Genomic DNA, 20,608 nt, shown 5'->3' with positions numbered 1-20,608 from the left:
TTGGGCGCCGAGCTCGACCCTTCTGGCGGGCGTTTAGGTGCAGCTGGAGGCTGCCCGGTGCCCCTCCCCCGCAAAAAACACATCCCCCGCTTCACACCCGACTCCCGATAATGCATATCCACAACAGGTTCTGCGTCGAGATTCATGAGACACGCGCATAACAGCATTGGCGAAAAACACAGAACGTTTCAGTCAACCCCAGGGTCAGTCTTAGGAGGGCAGCGAAAGCGCCGCAGTGCGCTGCTCTCCCAAAACCTGCAAAGGAATTGACCTGATGACGATTTCCCGACGCACCTTTCTGATCGTTGGAGCCGTGACCGCCGCCAGCGTTGCGCTACCGCCCTTCATTTGCGCACAGGCCAGCGCCGCCAACGCCGCCCGTCCGATCAAGGCCAAGGTGTCGATCGAGGTGAACGGCCAACAGCACGCCCTGGACCTCGACACTCGCACCACCCTGCTCGATGCGCTGCGCGAACAGCTGCATCTGACCGGCACCAAGAAAGGTTGCGATCATGGCCAGTGCGGCGCCTGCACAGTGATCGCCGACGGCCGGCGCATCAATTCCTGCCTGACCCTGGCGGTGATGCACGAAGGTTCGAAAATCACCACCATCGAGGGCCTCGGCACGCCGCAACAGTTGCACCCGATGCAGGCCGCTTTCATCAAGCACGACGGTTATCAATGCGGGTATTGCACACCGGGGCAGATTTGCTCGGCGGTGGCGGTACTGGGGGAAATCCGTGATGGCATTCCCAGCCACGCCAGCCCCGACCTGACCGAACCACCGAAGCTGATTGCCGGTGAAATCCAGGAACGCATGAGCGGCAACATCTGCCGCTGCGGCGCCTACTCCAACATCATCGAGGCGATCAGCGAAGTCGCAGAGGCCAGCGCATGAAACCCTTTACGTACCTGCGGGCCAAATCACCCGCCGACGCCGCCGCCCTCGCCGCCCAGGCCAACGGGTCGCGCTTCATTGCCGGCGGCACCAACCTGCTCGACCTGATGAAGCTGGAAATCGAAACGCCCTCGCATCTGATCGACGTCAACGGTGCCGGCCTGGACCGGATCGAAGCCACGGCCGATGGCGGCCTGCGCATCGGTGCGCTGGTGCGCAACACCGACCTCGCGGCCGACACGCGGGTGCGCAAAGACTATGGGGTGCTGGCGCGGGCCCTGCTCGCCGGCGCGTCCGGCCAGTTACGCAACATGGCGACCACCGCCGGCAACCTGCTGCAACGCACCCGCTGCCCGTATTTCTACGACCCCAACCAGGCCTGCAACAAACGCCAGCCCGGCAGCGGCTGCTCGGCCATCGACGGCGTCAGTCGGCAACTGGGCATCATCGGTGTCAGCAACGCCTGCATCGCCACCCATCCCAGCGACATGACCGTGGCCATGCGCTTGCTAGATGCCCAGATCGAGACGGTGAAACCCGACGGCAGCACCCGGGTCATTCCCATTGCCGATTTGCATAGGCTGCCCGGTACCACACCCAACATCGAAACCAGCCTGACCGCCAATGAGTTGATCACCGCTGTCACGCTGCCACCGCCCCTTGGCGGTACGCACCTCTACCAGAAGGTTCGAGATCGGTCGTCTTACGCCTTCGCCCTGGTATCCGTGGCCGCCGTGATCCAGAAGGATGGCAGCGGTCGAATCGCCCTTGGCGGCGTCGCGCCCAAGCCCTGGCGCGCGGAGGATGCCGAAGCCCGGATGGCCCAAGGCGCCAAAGCGGTGGCCGGGCAACTGCTCGCCGGCGCCACCCCCACCCATGACAACGCCTTCAAACTGACCCTGGTCGAGCGCACGCTGGCTGCGGTAATGGCCCAAGCGAGGGAACAGGCATGAAATTCGATACCCCGGCCAGCACCAATCCCATCGATCAATTACAGGTCGTGGGCAAGGCCACCACCCGCATCGAAGGCCCATTGAAAACCACCGGCACTGCTCATTACGCCTACGAGCATCACGACGTCGCGCCGAACCAGGCCTATGGCGTGGTGATCGGTTCGGCCATCGCCAAGGGGCGCATCGCCTCGATGAATCTGGAGGCTGCCCAGGCCGCGCCCGGAGTGCTGGCCATCGTAACGGCGGCCAACGCCGGCAAGCTCGGCAAAGGCAAATACAACACGGCGAAGCTGCTGGGCGGGCCGGACATCCAGCACTACCACCAGGCCGTCGCGCTGGTGGTGGCGGATACCTTTGAGCAGGCCCGCACCGCCGCGCAGATGGTCGACATTCGCTACGAGCGCGCCGAGGGCGTGTTTGATCTGGCGGCCACCCGCGAATCTGGCAAGGAAGACAAGGAGCAGATGCCCGATACCCTGCACGGGGATTTCGAGGGAGCATTCGCCGCCGCGCCGGTGCAACTGGACGCCACTTACACCACACCGGATCAGGCCCACGCCATGATGGAGCCGTTCGCCTCAATGGCAGCCTGGGACGGCAAAAAACTGACTCTGTGGACCTCGAACCAAATGATCGACTGGTCCGTGACCGACCTTGCGACCACCCTCGGCATCGACAAACAGAATGTACGTTTGATCTCGCCCTACATTGGCGGTGGCTTCGGCGGCAAGCTGTTCCTGCGCGCCGACGCGGTGCTGGCGGCGCTCGGCGCACGCATGGCCAAACGGCCGGTGAAAGTCGCCCTCGCCCGGCCCTTGATGTTCAACAACTCGACCCACCGCCCCGCCACTATTCAGCGCATTCGTATCGGATGCACCGCCGAAGGCAAGATCATCGCCTCGGCTCACGAAGGCTGGAACGGCGGCTTGCCCGACGGCAAGGTCGAGTTGGCGGCGCAACCGAGCAAATTGCTGTACGCGGGGGAGAACCGTCTGGTGACCATGCGCCTGTCGACCCTCGACCTCCCCGAAGGCAACGCCATGCGCGCGCCGGGGGAAGCGCCAGGGATGATGGCCCTGGAAATCGCCATGGATGAAATGGCGCACAAACTGAAGTTGGACCCGGTGGAGTTTCGCATCCTCAATGACACCCAGGTCGATCCGGTCGACCCCAAGCGCCCCTTCTCCCAGCGCCACCTGACCGAATGCCTGCGCACTGGCGCAGAACGGTTCGGCTGGAACAAGCGCGCGGCGCAGCCGGGTACGCAGCGTGAGGGCCGCTGGTTGCTCGGCATGGGAGTGGCGGTGGCGTTCCGCAACAACCTGCTGGTCAAGTCTGGCGCGCGGGTGCGGTTGAATCAGCAAGGCATCGTCACCGTCGAAACCGACATGACCGATATCGGCACCGGTAGCTACACGATCATCGGTCAAACCGCGGCCGAGATGATGGGCGTCAGCCTGGACAAGGTGGTAGTGCGCCTTGGCGATTCGAGCTTTCCGGTGTCGGCGGGGTCCGGCGGGCAGTTTGGCGGCAATTGCTCGACGGCCGGGGTGTATGCGGCTTGCGTCAAGTTGCGTGAAGCCGTCGCGCAGCGCTTGGGTGTGAAGGTGGACGATGCGACGTTTGCCGAGGGCGAAGTACGGACTGGCGATAAACGCATACCGCTGCAAGACGCCGCGCAAGCCGGGGAGTTGGTGGCCGAAGACTCGATCGAGTTCGCCGAGCTGAGCAAAAAATTCCAGCAATCGACCTTCGGCGCGCACTTCGTCGAAGTTGCGGTGGACAGCGCCACGGGCGAAACCCGAGTGCGGCGCATGCTCGCGGTGTGCGCAGCCGGACGCATCCTCAACCCGACCTCGGCCCGCAGCCAAGTGATCGGCGCGATGACCATGGGTGTGGGAGCGGCGTTGATGGAAGAGCTGGCGGTGGACAAGCGCCTGGGCTATTTCGTCAATCACGACCTGGCGGGCTACGAAGTGCCGGTGCATGCCGACATTCCCCATCAGGAAGTGATCTTCCTCGACGAAACCGACCCGGTGTCCTCGCCGATGAAGGCCAAGGGTGTTGGTGAGCTGGGTATCTGCGGCGTCAGCGCGGCGATTGCCAATGCGATCTACAACGCGACAGGGATTCGGGTTCGTGAGTACCCGATTACTTTGGACAAGATGCTGGATCGATTGCCGCCGATGATTTGATGGGTTCTGTGTCGAACCACAACGCTGACTTTTTGATCCAACGATGACGCTGGTGGCCTGACACCCTGCGGTGTCTGCGCCTCCATCGCGAGCAAGCTCGCTCCTACAGGTCCCGCGTCGATCACAAATGCCGCGCACGACACCAATCCACTGTGGGAGCGGGCTTGCTCGCGAAGGCATCAGGCCGACCAACATCGATGTTGAATGTGCCGGCCTCTTCGCGGGCAAGCCTCGCTCCTACAACCAACATCAAAAGGGGACAGATTTATTTATGAAAAATAGATCTGTCCCCTTTTGGTGCTGAGCAGATCAGCGCTTGGGCAACTACCCAATCTCCACTTCGGATCGATAGCCCATCCCTCCTGAAGCTTCAGTTGATTAGTTACCCCATGTATTAACTGATATTTCAGATCGTCCGTTTATCTTCATGATGATCATAAATATAGTGACCCCATCGTTCTCCAGAAGCACAGCCAAGTTCAACATTCCATTAAAACCGGCGATGTTGGCTGGCCGGCGAAAGGGGTCGAGAAGTTGAGCATCAACCTGACCACATCGCGCCTATATTTTCCAAGCGGTACTGCTAATTCGAGCATCAACTGGTGCTCGTGGTCCTGAACAAAACTCAGGTCAATCCAACGCTGTTCATCCATAACATTGGAGCTCCACCATTATGAAATCACAACGTATCGTAAGCGCCACTCTCGCCTTTAGCATGCTGTTGGGTGGGAGCTTCATCGCAGGTCAAGCCCTTGCCGCCGACGCTGCTGCCAGCCCCCCAAAATCTGCCAGTTCCGCCCCCAACCAGTTTCTGATTAATAAGGTCAGCCCGGAATACTGGCGAGTGCAGATCAACAACCCGCCTTTCAACATATATGGTCCGGATTCAACCTTACAGTTCGAGAAGGTGGTCAGCGCGATAGAAAGCGACGCCAAACTCAAGGTGGTGGTTTTTGAAAGCAAGGTGCCTGGCTTTTTCCTGACCCACTACGACTTCGCGGAGCCCCTGGAGCGGACACTGGAAATGCCCAACGGGAAGACCGGCCTGCCGCCCCTTCCGGACATGTTGGTACGCCTGAGCAAGTCCCCAGTGGTTTCCATCGCCATGATCAACGGCCGCGCCTCTGGCGTGGGCAGCGAACTGGCACTGGCCAGCGATATGCGTTTTGCCAGCGACAAGGCAGTGCTTTCCCAATTTGAAATTGGCGCCGGCTTTGTTCCAGGCGGAGGCCCAATGGCGCGCCTGCCACGCCTTATCGGCCGCGGCCGTGCATTAGAAGTCCTGCTAAGCGGTAACGACATCGACGGCAAGCTGGCCGAGCGTTATGGGTACGTAAACCGCAGCTTTCCCGAAAACGAGCTGAACGGCTTCGTCGATGCACTGGCGCGCCGCATCGCCACCTTCGACAAGCAATCTCTGGGCGAGATCAAGGATCTGGTGAACGTAGCTTCCCTCCCTTCAAACGAAGACGTCGGGAAGGAATGGCCCGCTTTTCTCAACTCTGTTCGACGCCCTGCCGCCCAACACCATATCGGCCGCCTGATGGAACTAGGCCTGCAACAAAAAGCTGATGTGGAAATCAATCTGCCCAAGTACACCGGCCAGGTCAGTGCCGAGAAAAACTGAGGCGCAGAAGGCTGCAACAGTGCGGGTTATACAGGGGCTGGGCCAAGCTTGGCCCCTTCATTCCAGCAAGATATCTCTTATGAAAGGCGAAATTTTTGTGCCTGAAAGCTGAGGCCAAAAGGGGGACAGATTTTAGATCTGTCCCCCTTTTTGTCTTGTCCAGAGGACATGAACTTTTTCGTCCAGGGAGATAGGCGACCAGGATCTTTGAGGGTTGCAGGAAAAATATCTGCACGATACCCTCCCACCCGTCGCTGCCAAATCAGCGACCGGGTGTGGAAACCCGTGTAATTCAAGGCGCAACAGCGCCCCCATCACGTCTGCCGGCGCTTTTTTTATGCCAGCAGCGTGCTCTATGGCGGCTGTGCGTGGGACGTCTTCGGACGTGCCGGTTTCCTTGATTCCCGGTTTTCCACCCTGCGCACAGCTGTCACCCATTCGTGTGGAAACGAACGTGACAGCTCCGGTAATCAAGGAGTTAGATCATGTGCACTAGAAATCCGTACCAAACCTGGCCTTCCCCTCTACGCAATCCCCAATCGCGTAACCCCCTCCTCCATTGCCTCTCCCGCACCGGAGGTGGCCAATGACCGAACAACCCGAACTCAAAACCATCGGCCTGACACCCGCGATCTATTGCGCGGATCAACCGCTGTTCCATGTCACCCGCGACGTTCCGCTCGGTGATGCGTTGAGCATGGCTTCCGATTTTCTGTTTCTTGCCAAGGCGCTGACCAAGGACTCGGCTTTTATCAGGGACACGGATTATCACGCCTGGGCGGCGCATTATTTGACGGCGATGAGTAAGGCGTTGGTCGATGATGCGGTGAAGGTTTTGACGCGGGATCGGACGGTTGTGCCCAAGCCTCAGCGGACGGAGGAGACTGAGGTGTAGGTTCTGGTTTAAGCGTCAGGCGTGCTTCTTGTAGAGGCGGGTTGGGTTTCGGTGGGCGTGGGTATCCAGCAGGCGACGCGGGTGTCTTGCGTTCTTCGCGAGCAAGCTCGCTCCTACAAGGGGCGGGTTCCAGAAACAAGAAGGCCCGAACGCAAGGCCGGACCAAGACAGCACCAGGAAAAATGGAACAGATTTACTTATTAGGATCACTGCCGGCTTCTAGCCGTTTTCTGCCTTTCACTACCGGCTGAAATCAACCCCGAGCAGGCGTCAGTCGTTGAGAAAGCCGTTTGTAGCTCGTGGGAGTTGAAATGTGAGCAAGGCCTCAAGTGGCGATGCGAGGGTTAATCCCGAGGCCATGACCTCACCAGTTCGCGCAATCACATCAAGAGTCTCGTCTTTAAACGTAACGACCCAATGTCTAGCACTTGAATATGGGCGGCTGACGGTTTCTTCTGAGCCAATAAGTTCGTTGAACGAGTAAGGCTGAAGGCCTGCACGCACATAGGGGTGGCGTCCTAACCCCTCGTCCCCTATAGGCATAAGACGATGATCAATGAGCCCGGAAAAACGCACAATCGCAAGGCTTTCGTTCAAAGCCTGGAAGTAAGCGAGCCAAAGGTTGCCCGATTCAACCAGAAGAACTGGTGATTCAGGGATGCCTAACTCGGGAGCAACGGCCCAGATTAAGGACTTAGCTCTATTCATGATTTCTCAGAAGCCTTAGAAAAGAAGTGGACGATACCATTGTGGTGCAATGACCGCTTCTGGCCGTTCTCAGCCGGTCGTGACAGGCAACAATCGGCCAGAAGCATCCGTTCCGGCATACTTCGACGCATTACAGCTGTTGAAAGCAGCTACGAAACATTGAGCAATTCGTCAATTGTTTGATCGCGTTTTGTTTCGAATTGTGAGTTAGATCCTCTAAGTTCAGCATCCCGGTGCCTAGCTTTGGGGGGGCATCACTGGACTAAATCGAATGCATTTTTGATCCAGTTCTATGCCGTTGCGAATGCCGACCCTGGATGCAAGTGGGCACCCTAGCCACGATTTCCTTCGAGGTGGGTGCCTTCTAACTACCTATTGCAGCGCAATGTGAGAAATGTTTAGTTTGTTTTAACGCTAAAAAAGCCTTTGAATGAGATAAGCATAGTTCGTAAGATTTATCATATTCTTGGAAGCAAATACAACTAAGATCCTTATACATTCTCCTCGGACTTCAAGTCCAGGAATTCTTGATAGCGCTCTGTTGGCCATTCGTCATCGTCTGCTGCTAGGCTAATCGCTTTCTCGAACATTTTAACTGCCTCATCGTGCTTGTCGCTTACTTCCCCAAGATATATAGCGTAGTTAACCATTATCCAGTTGTTCTCAGGCTCGTACCCTAGTGCGCTTGCATATAGAGACCCAAGTAGATCATGGTTCTCTTCATGGTCTAGGTGGTTGCGGATAAAGTTGGCGTAGGTACATGTAAGCCATCCGCTGTCTGGGTGCTCACTCACCAACTGCTTAAATAGCTGTTCAGCCTCGGCGACTTTGCCTCTGATGTTGGCTAAAAATTCGGCGTAACTGCCCACATGAACTTGGTTTTCAGGGCTTAGATGGATAGATTTTTTGAAGTATTCTTCTGCAAGATCGTAATCTTCTGTAACCGAACTTAGGTGGACGGCGTAATCATTGAGAAGATTTGCGTTGTGGGGGGCTATTTCAATGGCCTTCTTGTATTCAATATCAGCCTGCTCATTCTCATCACAGTCAACTGACAAAAAGAATGCATAGTTCCCGATTAGCTCTGCACTGGCCGGGAAGTGCTTAAGTCCTTCAAGATAAACACTACGCCGAGATTCGATATCCGTTTCAGCCTTTGCTTTCATATCCCAAGCCCACCAGCTCTGATCTGAACGCACTGATTGGCTTAATACCTCTCCGCCTCTCCGCTCGGCAGGTGACCCGTGCATAGAGGTGTCACGAAGTTGAATTGCCTGCTCCCGATAGCGACGTGCCCGTTCTTGCCCCAGCTCAGCAGTTCGCTCTGCAATGGCGGCGACATCGAATTCGGTGACCAATTGCGCAGCCAATCGCAGCATGAATTGGTCAAATCCGGGAACTTTTACCAATAAGCCATTATGCTTTCTAAGGACATTTAAAGCCTTCTCAGGTGGCGGGGAGCCTTCTCGATAGCACCATACCATACGCCCAGAAATATCTCCTGGTTCCAGATCCATGAGCATATCCATTAAGCTGCCGTCGTTTCCCCCATAACCAACTACAATGGGCGTAAAATACTGAAATAGCCTCTTTAAAGCGAGCTTCCAACCTTTCTCCATTTTTGAAACGCCAGCCGGATCATTTATTGGATTGAGGTATAAATCACGATGAATCTTAGCTACCAATGGGCGACGCATTTGTGGGCGCACAAAACCAGCGAGAGATTCATGCGCTACGACTAATGGCGACTGGTGCGCATGCATCGCAAGTGCATCGGCGACCAAGTTGTCAAAATTTGTGGTTACAACAACTTTGTGCCTGGTATTTTGTATGATTTCAGCCAGTAAAGAGTAGCCGAGACTTGGAAGTTTTCCTTCCATGGCAGCCTCTAGTTCTGCATACCCTGCTTCTTTGTCGCAGCGAAAACGATGCTCAAAAATTTCCGGATAAAACTCGCCAGAGTTTTCTATCGTTAATTTTTCATTAATTATCTTTGTCTCGTACAACCACTCGTGTAAGGGGCGTTCATCGAGGCATTCCCTCAAATGAATATCCTCAATCCATCTTTTCGCTAGCTCTTGTCCAGTGGGAATTCCGGATGTTCGTGAGGCACCAGCTCCTAGAATGAATGCGAACTGTCGATCTTTCATTGTTAGATCAATACGCCTCATATCATCAAGAACGCCATCTAGTGACCATTCCGTAACCAGGTTATCCATGTCCCACCATCCTAAAAGCTGCGTATTTGCACGAAAATTAAGTAATTCTAGTGAAGGTGATAGCGTTTTGCCAGTCAGCGCAATGCTCTGTTGCGAACATTCTTAGTCAACTGCGAAGCGCGTCCCCTAGGTCGTTTTAGAAAAGCTTCCGGCCAATCGGTGTCCTCCGCGACGGGTAGCAATGGGGCGATAACCATCATTGATGAACGACTGCTAATGGTCGATTTCAGCCCTTCATAGTAACCACCAATCCCCCCACCAACCTCAAACACTCCCCTCCCGCTCCACAACCAAAACCCTCACCTCCCCCCGAGGATGCGCCACATGCTCACACCCCTCCCCCGCAAAAAACACATCCCCTACCTCCAACGTCACAACCCGCTCCACACCCGACTCCCGATAGTGCATATCCACCACCCCATCCAGCACCGCAAACACCTCTTCCCCATCATTCACATGCCACTTGTAAGGCTGGTCAGTCCAGTGCAGGCGCACGGTGGTGCCGCCCATGTTGGAGATGTCGTCGGCGCCCCAGGCGCGGGAGGCGGTGAAGTCTTTGCTGCGGATGATTCTCATGGTGGGCGGGTCTCGGGCAGGACGTTGAGTGGCTGCAATCTACCAGAGTCGAACGCCTCTGCAGGTAACGGGCACCGTCGCGCCTGGGCGGCGACGGTGCCTCGTAGATTACCCTGCTACGGCGCGGCAGCCGGCGGTGGCGCAGGCTCATCGCTGACCCGCAACAACCCCCAAATCCCTCCCAGATTCCCGAACGCCGCATAGTCCCGGTACAGATAATCCCCCGGCACCGCATTCGCCCCGCCCGCACTGGGGAACATGAAGCTGAAGTGCGCGGCCGGGAGCACGCTTTCCTGGGCGCCGATGTACATGGCCATGGGGTTGTAGCCAAAGCGCACCGAGCCGATGCCTGCGTTTTTCATGGGGTAGCCCCAGGTGTCGAGCTTTTCGGCCTGGAACGGGTTGAACGCCCAGACATGGCCGTCGAGCTGGAAGGTCGCGCCACGGCTGCCGCCCGACGGCATCAGAACGTGGGTGCGGAACGGCTGCCCGGGTTTGGCCCGCAGTATCGGTGTGACCGGATCGCCGCCGACCAGCGCATTGCTGTAGGCCATGTGCGCATTGGGCACTGCGCCCAGGCCATTGCCGGCCGCCTGGCCGAACGGTGCGTTCGGCGCGCGGGCGAAGCGGTACCACAGGGGCTCGCTCTTGTAGTTGATGGCCATGTCCGAGTTGTCTTTGGGGTCGTTGGGAACGCCCGGGCCTTCGGACGACATGTTCTCCACCGGCAGGCCGTTGGCCCAGCGCATGTTCAGGGATTTTTGCCAGATCATCATGAAGTCGCGATAGCTGCTGGTGCCCGTCGGCTGCACGGTGGCCGATGCCCTTGAAGCGGCATCCTCCTGCCAGGTGGCGCCCGGCGGCACCACTGACATGGCCCCGACCAGGCCTTTTTGCGGTTGCTTGATCGGGTCGGACGGCATCAGGTTCAGGCCACCGAACTCGATGGGGGTCGCTTCGATCATGTCGACGTTGCGCCCCAATTGAGACGCCACCGGCTGACCGGCGCGCTCCAGGTGCCCGGCGTAGTACTGATAGGTCCGGCTTGGCCATGCACCGGTGCTGCCGGCCCGTGGCGCCACGGTCTGCACCGGGTTGCTGCCGACGTTGAAGCCATCCGATTTGCTGACGTCGTAGGTCAGCAGCTGGGCGTGCAGGCCAACGTGGCTGGAGGGCCGCATCAGGTTGTTGTTGAAGGTGGTCGAGCCCTGCGCGCTGGAGCGGTCGCGCTTGACCGTGCCTTGCATCACCGCGTAATTCGGCAGGTCCGGCATCATCAGGGGCAGGCGGTTCTCCAAGGTGATGTTGATGCAATCCCCGGCGGCGGCGCGCAGCGTCAGCGGCTCGACGGGCACCCCGGGCTTGAGCTTGCCGCTGACCGGATCCAGATCGGCCTTGCGCACATACAGGATGGCCGTCGGGTCGTGCAACGGACCGGACTGCCCTCCGATGGTGAAGGTCTCGCCATCTTCAGGATCGAAGATCGTCACCTGCGGCACCGTCACCGGCCTCGGGTTGTAGACCAGGGTGCCGCCGAGCGGATTGAGCGGACCGCCGACATGCTGGCCAGCGCCTGCCGGGTCGCCGATGGTCAGGCCCAACGGGTTGGCGAGGATGTCGTTGGCCAGCGCCGCGACCACTTCGTAGTTGCGCTGCACCGTCGGCCGGGTGCCGATGCCGGTGGGATTGGGGCTGATGCGCGGGCACACGCCATTGAAATTGACGGTGTTGCGCGCGGCCACCGGCCTTGGGTTGTTGGGCAGCGGGAACAGGTCGCTGCGGCTCTGCGAGTAGTTACGCATGATGCCCCACAACCCACTCCAGTAGCCTTCCAGAGAGGCATCCATGGAATACAGGTAATCGCCGGTCTCGCTCGCCGCGCTGGACATCATCGCCACCGGCGCCATGAAGCCGAACTGCTCGGAAATCGCCACCATCTGCGACGCCTTCCAGCCGGTGTTGGAGCTGTTGCCGAAGCCGCTGCCCGAATGCAGCCACTTCACGCCGTGCACCGTCACGTTGTGCTCCTCTTCGTGGCCGCCGGCATTGACCCGCAGGCGCACGTTGTCGCCGGTGTAGGTGCGCAACGTCGGCGTGAACGGATCACCCGGCAAGTCGCCCCGGTTGATGTGTTTGGGCAACAGGGTCACGCCGCCGGTAGGGCCGGTCGCCGCGGTGATTGCGCTGGGGGCCAGGTTCAGTGCAGGGATCGCCCGATCGGTGCGGCTTTGCAGCGCGTACGACAGGTCACCGGCCAGGCCATCAGCCTGCATGCCACGCTTGCCGTCCGGCGCCATTTTGTTCGGGTCGTAAATGCGCAAGCCCAAGGGCTCGTGGCGGTAGTTGACGACAAAGATGCCGGGGTCCGATGCCGAGATCGCTTGCGGGCACGGCCGCGACGGGCACGTCAGCAGTTGGCCACTGGCGACTTCCACCACCGACTCCAGCAGGTTGGCGGCCGACTTGCGCGCCGGCGGGTTGATCGCGTAGCGGAAGCTGTCCGCCGTGGCCGGGAAGGCTGCGGCATTGGGCACACCATCGGGGCCTGCGCCGACGTAGACGCCGGCCTCATAGGCGTGCTGGAAGTCGCTGAACTCGAGGAAGAACTCGCGGAAGCTGTCGTTGCGGTTGTCGCCATCGAGATCGCCGGTCTCGATCACCGCTTGCCAGGAAGTCGGGCCACCGTCCTGGCGCCCGCCACCGTTGTACAGAGGCTCGCCGGTCTCGGCGTGATACCACTTGGAACCGGCAGGCTCGGCCAGCACCGTGGCGTACATGCCCACTTGCTGGTGGGTCGAAGGGCCGAGGTGGTCGTGGGTAAAGATATTGCCCAGGCCGCGATCGATGTTGTGCACGTTCAGCACCGGGTCGGCGAACCAGCGTTGCAGCGTGGTGCGCGCGCCCAGCCAGTCAGCGCGATTGAATCGCCCGAAGTACGGATGCTGCTTGGCCACCGGACAATCCCCGGTGCCTTCCCGTGGGTCGCCGTCCCGGCAATCGTTGAAGCGGCGAATGGCGTGGATGCGCTCGACCACGGTGGACGGCGAAAGCACGCCATCCTCGTAGTTCCAGCCGTTGGCCGAGCCGTCGGCGGACGTCAGGTCCCACTTCGGCAGGTGAATGTGCTGGCCGATGACGTCGGTTGGCGTGCGCACCTGGTAGTCGTCGAGTTCATAGACGGAAGGCACGAGGTTGGTGTGCTGGTACATGGTGCAGTCGAAGGTGTTCATGCGCATCACCAGCGGTTCAGGTGGGCGCTGCTTGTTGATCACCGGCCACGCATCCTCCCACAGGGTGAGGATTCGGGTTTGCGGGAAGTGGTAGCCGATCTTGTTGAACACGGCGTCGAACTGGATATTGGCGCCCTTGTAGACGCGCGGGTGATCGGCCGTGAACAACGAAGCGCCGGTGAACGACTGAGCGTCCAGACGCTCACCGCTGTTGAAATAGCCGGCTCCGGCGGCGCGGGTCAGGCGCTTCTGCCGGTCGTCCATGCAGGGTTCGAAAAACGGCGCGCCGGCCACCGGTGGGGCGCCGTTGGTGAGGAAGTCGCGCGGTTGCAATTGACCATTGGGCAACACGGCGAAGCTGGCATGTGAGGGCTTGGCGTGGAAGGCCATGCCCGACTGTTCGACCTCGGTGCCCTCCTCCGGGAAATACACCGGTTTGGCGCGCTCAAGACCCTTGCTCATGTCCACCAACGTGGTGGTCACCTGCGCCTCGCCGCCAGCCGCCCAGCCATCCAGGCCGTGACGCGGCAGGCCGCCATCCCAACCACCGGCCTGCGCCGGGTCCAGCGCCGACCAAAGTTCCTTGCCGCTGCCTTTGAGTGCCGTGGCCGTTTGCGCATCGAGCATGTCCAGCGGTGGCGTTGGCGGCCGTTGGCCGACGGTGCTTTCGATGCCGCCGATCCAGAACGGGTAGCCGGGATTTTTCAGGCTGCCATCGGCATTGCGGTTGGCTTCACTGCGATCGACCAGGGCCAGGGAGCCGACGACTTTAGGTGCAGGCGGTGCTTCGCTGTCATCACCGGGCTCGTGCTCGGCGGTCAGTGTCTCGCCGCTCAATTTCGGAATCACTACCACCTTGCCCGGCATCGGCGGCAAGGCTTTGCCCGGCAGGGGCACGATCGCCGGGATGGGCGTGCCGGCGACGATCTCGCCATCGGGCAAAGCCCGGGCGCCGGCGGCCGGCAAGCCACTGCGCAAGGCAAACGGCTGGGCGTGAAACTCGTTGTCGCCCTCCTGGCTGACCGCCAGGCGCGTGCCTTCCTCGAACACATCATGGATGCGCCACATGGCCCACATGCCCTGGGCGAAATGCGGATAGAAATGGCAGTGATAGATCGCGTCGCCGACCACCCGATTGCGGTTGCCGGAACCACCGTTGGCGATCTCGTAGGTGTAACCCGAGCCCGGGCCGACGCCTTGGGCATCCATGTAATCGGAGTTGTCATCGTTGGGGTTGAACAGCCATTGGTGACCGTGCAGATGGAAAACGTGCTGCTCGTAACCCACGCTGATATTGCGAAACTTCACCGCATCGCCCAGGTAGCTGTGGGCGACGTTGGACGGCTCGGCTGGATACAGCGCCATGCTGGCCTTGATGCCGACACTGTCGGCCGGCGGCACCTGGCCGGGCGCCAGTTGTTCGAGGCCGATGTTGGCCGGCACGTCCACCTGCATCGCGATGTCGCCGGTGGTGTGGGCGCTGAGGAAGAATTCCTCGTAGGCGCAGGACAGGCAATCGTGCATGGGGCCGACACCGACCCGGTTGGCGATCACCTCGGCGCCCATGCCACCGGAACCGTAGTTGACCATGAAGGCGTCGCGGGTCGGATCGAGCATCTGACCGAACGCCAGATCGCCCCAGAATCCTGGAAACGCCTGGATGACCGCGGACTGGTCGTGGAACACCGCGGCGAAATCGCGGAACGGTTCCAGGCGATTGGGCAGGCTGGGGTTGCGCTTGCCCTGGCTTTCAAGGGGATAGGTGCTGGGCGGGAAACTGCCGTCGGCATTGGGACCCATGATCACCGCGTCGGCATTGCTGGCAATGATCTCGCTGCCGTCGACCATGCTCAGGATCGGTTTGCCGGCCTTGCCTTCGGCGATCCAGGGTTCAAGCATCGGGTAGCGCGCCTGGTAGTCGATGATCGGCTGACCGGCCGGTGTGCGCCCGCGCGTTGCCAGGCGCATGTCTTCTTCGGTGACCGTGTTGTGATAGGCCCGCCCGCCTTTGGGCAACACCACGACCTGGCCGAACAGGCCGTTGCCGACGTTGCCGGAAGAACCCTCGCTGCCGAACGTGGCGCCATAACTGGTCGCCACGAAAGTGCCTTCGCGTTCGGCGTAGAGGGTGTAGCTGCGGCTTTGACCGGGCGCCAGCAGGGTGTTGTCGTTACGCCCGCTGTTGGCGGAAATATCGTTGATCGAGCCAAACGCCTGCAGGCCGTTGACCTGGAATCCCACATGGCGGTCGGCGACTTGAGCGTCGACGTGCAACTCGCCGTTGGCACCGTTCTCGTGGTCACCGCCCTGGCCATTGGGGTTGGCCTGGAACGCCAGCAGGTTTTGCAGGTTGACCGTCAGACAATCCCCGGCCGCCACCCGCAGCACCAATGGGCGCGGACGTTTGTCCGGGCGCAAGGTGACTTGACCGGGTGTGGCGCTGCCGCCCTGGGTGATCAACACCCCGTTGGTGTCGACCACATCCGCGCGCAGGGCGAACATCATGCCGTTGGGGTTGTGTGCGCCGAGCCGGTTGAACATCAACGGCTGGTCCATGGCCACGACATTGGCGACCAGGGTTCGCTGGCACTGCACCGCAGCCTCGGCCAATTCGCCACCGGCGAGCCATACGCCGGCGAGCAAGGCCAAGCCTTGCGGTCTCTTTAACCAGCGACGGATGCCATCTAGTTCGATGTGAGAGTGCAGTTGCGCGCGGGTCATTTGGATAGGCCTCCAAGTCAGCACAAACATGGTTGGGCTTGTGCACCGCAAATATCGCGCCAGATGCAAATCAAGTTTGAATTCAACTAGTTGAGAACTAACTGCCCATAATCGGGGAAATACCACCTCTCTTGCTTAGTTCCCCACTTCCCCCAAACCTATTTCAAAGTGTGTATGAGAAACCTGCATGACTCCCGCACGCGCGATTAACTGTCACGGAGACGCTCTCGATAAGAAAAATTCGGGGATTTAGTTGTCGACCGCAAATGACAGTATCAATAGTGAAACAACTTGGACCCTATAAAGATGTGACCTACAGTTCAATTCGAGTTCCCCACCAGTGGGTGATTTCCCCCACCAGCCTCTAGTTCGACAAACACGAAGTTCCCCCAGATCTTGAAATTAAATGAATTCCGCACCCCTCGACATACTTTGTCACACTTCTATCTAGGCACCGTTTCCGCCCAATAAAACGGGAACACAGGATCGAAATCGTCTTATGAAAAACCAGATCTCTTCATTATTCCCGGAGCACAGCCCAGCACCCTGACACCGCCGATTCCATTACCCAAGCCGACGCCTGACCAACTAATTTCGACTTGGTTAATCCATTCATGACATTTTCAAGACAACTTCCAGAGGATTAAACAGGCACGAACGTTGCTGATGTCGATTCAGAACCCTTCGACCGAGCTGCACCCCCAGCCTGCGTCACTTCAAGAGGACTGAATCATGCACAACAGATTGACCCTACTGGCAAGTTCGATCCTGCTGGCGTCACTCGGTGGCGGGACGGCGCAGGCGGCACTTTACGCCGTGGACCCGGGCGTCCCTGGAGAACGCCCCTACCCCCTCGATAGCGGTAACAAGACCGGATACGCCGCCTGGTATCAGGACACCCATGGCCGAGCCCTGGACCTGTGCCTGAGCAAAGCAGTCAGCTCTCGCACAGCACCCACCCCCGGGGCGCCGGCCTACATGTGCGTCCTCAACCCGGCACCCGGCGAGTTCGATGACACCCAACCCGTCGTCTTCCCGACCAACTATCCCGATGAGACCTTCTGGTACGCCGCAGACGGCGCCATCACCGACGCCGCCAGTGGCATCGACCTGGACTACGTTGCAGCCATCGAAGCGGCATTCAACGGCGAGGTCGCGGACGGTCACCAACTGAGCTTCGCCCGTATCCGCATTCGTGTGGATGTGCCCGTCGCCGGCGTCTACACGGTCACTCACCCCTATGGCGTGGAAGTGTTCAACGTCACGCCCGAAGAGTTCGCCGACACCGGCGGCACCCGGGCGATCAACATGACCCGCGATATCGGCATCGGTCCATCAGGGGACTATACCGGCGCGCTGAAGGGCGACATCGGCCCGTTCCTGCGCAGCGTCAATGGCCCTTACACCGAGACCAATCCGGAGACCGGCCAGCAGGAGAAATACATCGGCGACCCGAATCTGGAGGAGCTGGTGACCGGCAGCCCGTTCAACACCAACTACCTGCGTATCCAGGGTCCCAACGGCATCGATACCCGCAGCGACACCTTCTCCGTGTCCGGCAAGCTCAGCACCGTGGATCTGCCGGCCCCGGCCATGGTCAAGCGCGCCAGCTACTCGCGGGGCAACTCCGGCGGTGACGTGGTCGCGCATCAGGATGTGTTCACCATGGCTCCGCCGCCGCCCGGGACGGTCAACTTCCTGGACAGTTCGGGCGCGACCGTGACCATGACCGAAGCCAACTCGACCGGCAGCTGGTACGGCCAGTCGACCGTCAACCCGTCAGTACCGTCGACGCTGCAAGTGACCGCCGACAACCACCTGGCGATCCCTACCCTCCTTGCCCCAACCACTGTCGCCGTGCAACTGACCGATCTGGTCACCATCAGCCGCGCCGAATACAGCCGCAGCACCGGTCGACTGACCATCGAGGCCTCGACCAGCGACCGCATCACGCCGCCCAATCTGACCGCCTACGCGGGCAAGAGCGGAGCGCTGATCGGTGAGCTGTCGGGCGGTGCCGACAAGTCCCTGTCGCCCAACGCCGGCACCGTGCCGCCAGCGACCATCCGGGTGACGTCGGCCAACGGCGGCAGCGATACAGAAGAAGTGGTCATCGTCCAGTGACCCATCCGAATTCGGATCAAGAGCCAGGAGGTAACATGAACAAGTGGCCACGTTTCATCTTCAACACACTGAGCCTGTCCATTGCCGTGGCAGGCAGTGCCCACGCAGCGCTGCAGAGTTTCGACCCGGGTCCGTACACCCTTTCCACCGGCCGGTTCCCGATGTGGTACCAGGACTTCAACAACGTGAAGCTGGAGCTCTGCCTCTCCAAGACCACCAGCTCCCGCGCGCCGGGTACCCCTGACGCCCCGGGCTATATGTGCACCATTCCCGCCGAAGGCGGCTTCAATCCCGCAGAGCCCATCGTCTTCCCCAACAACTGGCCAGGCGAAAGCTTCTGGTTCACTGCAGACGCCAGCGTCGGCGACCGAACCTTCGGCATCGAGCAGTACGTCGCCGCGCTGGAAGCGGTGGCCGGTGAAGGCGAGATCATCGATGGCGAGCAGCACAACTTCGCCCGTATCCGGATCCGCGCCGCAGTGCCTTCCGCGGGCATGTACACCGTGCGCCATCCGTACGGGACCAAGGTGTATGTCGTTGCCACGCCCGGACGGCGGGCCATCAACGACACCAGTGACATCGGCATCGCCACGCTCAACTATTCAGGGGCTTTGCAGGGTGCCATCGGGCCGTACCTGTACAGCGCGTCGGCCCCCAATAGCCTGACCAACGAAGCCGGCAACGAAATCGCCCGTTACTTCACCGAGACCAACCCCGAAACCGGCCTGCAGGAGAAATTCGTCGGCGACCCGAACATCGCCGAGCAGGTGCGCGGCAGTCCGGTCCTCGATGACCAGGGCAATCCGCAGAACTACATCGAGATCTCCGGTCCCGCCGGCACTCTGCGCACCAACCTGTTCTCGATCTCGGGCAAGATCTACGACGACCGCACCCAGACACCAGTGGAAGTAGAGCGCGTCACCTACCAGCGCGACAGCAACGGCTCGCTGGTCGAAGTATTTGCCGACTCGTTCCGTACCAACAGCACTACCCAGGCCGTGACGCCGGCCGCCTCGACGGTGTGCTACCGCACTACCCTCACCCTCACCGGAACGCCACCGGGCCCGTGCCTGCCTGGCGCGAATCTGCTCACCGACAACAACGGCTACTTCCACACCCACTTTGCGACAGCGGGCGCCCCGCCATCGGTGGTGGTGCTGACCGCCAGCGAACTGGGTGGCGCGAACAAACCCACCTCGGTATCGCGCACGCCAGTCGATGTGGTGAAAGTCAGCACCGCTCGATACGACCCGGCCAACCACCGCCTGACCATCACCGCCACTTCCAGCGACAAGGTCGTCAACCCAGGCCTGGTCGCCCAGGGCTACGGCCCTCTGCCGGTCAGCGGAACCCTGGTGGTCAATGATGTGGCCCAGCCACCGGAAAGCGTTACGGTGAAATCGGCTGCCGGCGGTTCGGACAGCGAACCGGTGACTGTCGCCGGCATCGTCGATGTCCCCGGCGACAACGAGAAACCGCTGGCCGTGGCGGATACCGCCAGCACCAGCTCGGGCGTACCGATCACCATTAACGTGCTGGCCAACGACAGCGATCCGGACAACAACACGCCGCTGACCATCGGCAGCTTCGTACCACCGGCGGCCGGCCAGGGTACGGTGGCGCTCAACGGCACCACCAGCCTGACCTACACGCCACCGGCAACCAACGTTGCGCTGCAGGCGACCTTCAGCTACATCGCACTGGACAACAAAGGCCTCGCGTCGGATCCGGCAACGGTCACCGTCAACGTCAGCCCCAACCTGCCACCTGTCGCCAACAACGACACCGCGGCCACCCAGGGCGGAACGCTGACGCTCAACGTGTTGCTCAACGACGCCGACCCCGAAGGCAACGCGCCCCTGAGCGTGATCATCCTGTCCCAGCCGGCGGCTGGCCAGGGTAGTGTCAGCACCGACGGCACCGTGGTGACCTACACCGCACCGCAGAACTTCACCAGTGCCTTCACCACCACCTTCACCTACCAGGTCCGCGATTCGCTAGGCGCGCTCTCGGCACCGGCCACCGTCACCGTGCAAGTCACCCCTCAGGTCAACCAGGAAAACCTGGTGGTGACCACCGCCGAAGCACGGGCACGCTCCAACAACCGCTTCACCTGGGACCTCTCCGGGACAACCTCGGCGGTGGTCGGCAACACCATCACCGTTCAGGTCTCCACCGCCAGTGGACTGGTCACACTGGGCACCGCGACCGTTCCGGTCACCGGTCGCTGGAGACTGTCGGCGACGACCACGACCATCGTGCCGAGCGCGAACAACCCGACGGTTACCATCCGGTCATCGCTTGGGACCGTGAGGACGGCGCCGTTGGTGGTTCAGTAACGCAAACGCCCCGCCTTCGCTAGCGGAGGTGGGGCGTATCGTTTGATGGCGTGTTGATGTGGATCTGAATGCCGAACCCATACCTGTGGCGAGGGGGCTTGCCCCCGTTGGGCTGCGAGGCGG

General features: G+C 60.3%; 12 protein-coding genes. 7 read left to right on the top strand and 5 right to left on the bottom strand.

Going from position 1 to position 20,608, the window contains the following annotated elements; all coding sequences use genetic code 11:
* Positions 1–274 precede the first annotated feature (274 nt).
* Genes paoA through paoC form a run of 3 tightly spaced genes read left to right on the top strand, consistent with a single transcriptional unit; the run spans position 275 to position 4,046 of the window.
* Positions 275–898, top strand: coding sequence for an aldehyde dehydrogenase iron-sulfur subunit PaoA (gene paoA / locus K9857_RS07415; protein ID WP_224534276.1), 624 nt, complete (start codon positions 275–277; stop codon positions 896–898).
* On the top strand, positions 895–1,851 hold the full coding sequence (locus K9857_RS07410) for an FAD binding domain-containing protein (RefSeq protein ID WP_224534274.1): 957 nt from the start codon (positions 895–897) through the stop codon (positions 1,849–1,851). Before paoA ends, K9857_RS07410 begins: the two co-directional genes overlap by 4 nt.
* A complete protein-coding gene (paoC, locus tag K9857_RS07405) occupies positions 1,848–4,046 on the top strand; it encodes an aldehyde oxidoreductase molybdenum-binding subunit PaoC (protein ID WP_224534272.1) in 2,199 nt (732 codons plus the stop codon). The genes K9857_RS07410 and paoC overlap by 4 nt, the downstream gene beginning before the upstream one ends.
* A gap of 479 nt (positions 4,047–4,525) precedes the next feature.
* Here the strand turns inward: paoC and K9857_RS07400 are convergent, their stop codons facing one another.
* Entirely contained in the window at positions 4,526–4,699 is a 174-nt protein-coding gene (locus K9857_RS07400) for a hypothetical protein (protein WP_224534270.1), read from the bottom strand.
* A 20-nt stretch (positions 4,700–4,719) separates the two neighbouring features.
* Between K9857_RS07400 and K9857_RS07395 the strand changes: the two genes are divergently transcribed.
* Entirely contained in the window at positions 4,720–5,673 is a 954-nt protein-coding gene (locus K9857_RS07395) for an enoyl-CoA hydratase/isomerase family protein (protein ID WP_224534268.1), read from the top strand.
* Between the two features lie 586 nt (positions 5,674–6,259).
* Positions 6,260–6,568 (top strand): DUF3077 domain-containing protein, encoded by a 309-nt coding sequence (locus K9857_RS07390; RefSeq protein WP_224534266.1) that lies wholly within the window; start codon positions 6,260–6,262, stop codon positions 6,566–6,568.
* 270 nt (positions 6,569–6,838) lie between these two features.
* Here the strand turns inward: K9857_RS07390 and K9857_RS07385 are convergent, their stop codons facing one another.
* The 4 genes from K9857_RS07385 to mnxG all read right to left on the bottom strand — a co-directional run bounded on the left by K9857_RS07385 (position 6,839) and on the right by mnxG (position 16,022).
* The gene (locus K9857_RS07385) at positions 6,839–7,276 is read right to left on the bottom strand and encodes a hypothetical protein (RefSeq protein ID WP_224534264.1); all 438 of its coding nucleotides are present in this window, start codon (positions 7,274–7,276) and stop codon (positions 6,839–6,841) included.
* A gap of 491 nt (positions 7,277–7,767) precedes the next feature.
* Complete coding sequence (locus tag K9857_RS07380; protein WP_224534262.1) at positions 7,768–9,495, bottom strand: hypothetical protein; 1,728 nt, start codon at positions 9,493–9,495, stop codon at positions 7,768–7,770.
* Positions 9,496–9,759: 264 nt separating this feature from the next.
* Positions 9,760–10,071, bottom strand: a complete 312-nt coding sequence (locus K9857_RS07375; RefSeq protein ID WP_224534260.1) for a cupin — start codon at positions 10,069–10,071, stop codon at positions 9,760–9,762.
* A 116-nt stretch (positions 10,072–10,187) separates the two neighbouring features.
* The gene (mnxG, locus tag K9857_RS07370) at positions 10,188–16,022 is read right to left on the bottom strand and encodes a manganese-oxidizing multicopper oxidase MnxG (protein WP_224534258.1); all 5,835 of its coding nucleotides are present in this window, start codon (positions 16,020–16,022) and stop codon (positions 10,188–10,190) included.
* Between the two features lie 732 nt (positions 16,023–16,754).
* Between mnxG and K9857_RS07365 the strand changes: the two genes are divergently transcribed.
* Together K9857_RS07365 and K9857_RS07360 are read left to right on the top strand one after the other, a co-directional pair.
* Positions 16,755–18,146, top strand: coding sequence for a hypothetical protein (locus K9857_RS07365; RefSeq protein WP_224534256.1), 1,392 nt, complete (start codon positions 16,755–16,757; stop codon positions 18,144–18,146).
* A gap of 35 nt (positions 18,147–18,181) precedes the next feature.
* Entirely contained in the window at positions 18,182–20,485 is a 2,304-nt protein-coding gene (locus K9857_RS07360) for an Ig-like domain-containing protein (RefSeq protein WP_224534255.1), read from the top strand.
* The last annotated feature ends 123 nt before the right edge of the window (positions 20,486–20,608 follow it).

The organism is Pseudomonas sp. REP124 (assembly GCF_020164475.1).
Lineage (GTDB): Bacteria > Pseudomonadota > Gammaproteobacteria > Pseudomonadales > Pseudomonadaceae > Aquipseudomonas.
The sequence above is the reverse complement of the archived record's forward strand: the minus strand, read 5'-3'. Positions and strand labels throughout refer to the sequence as shown.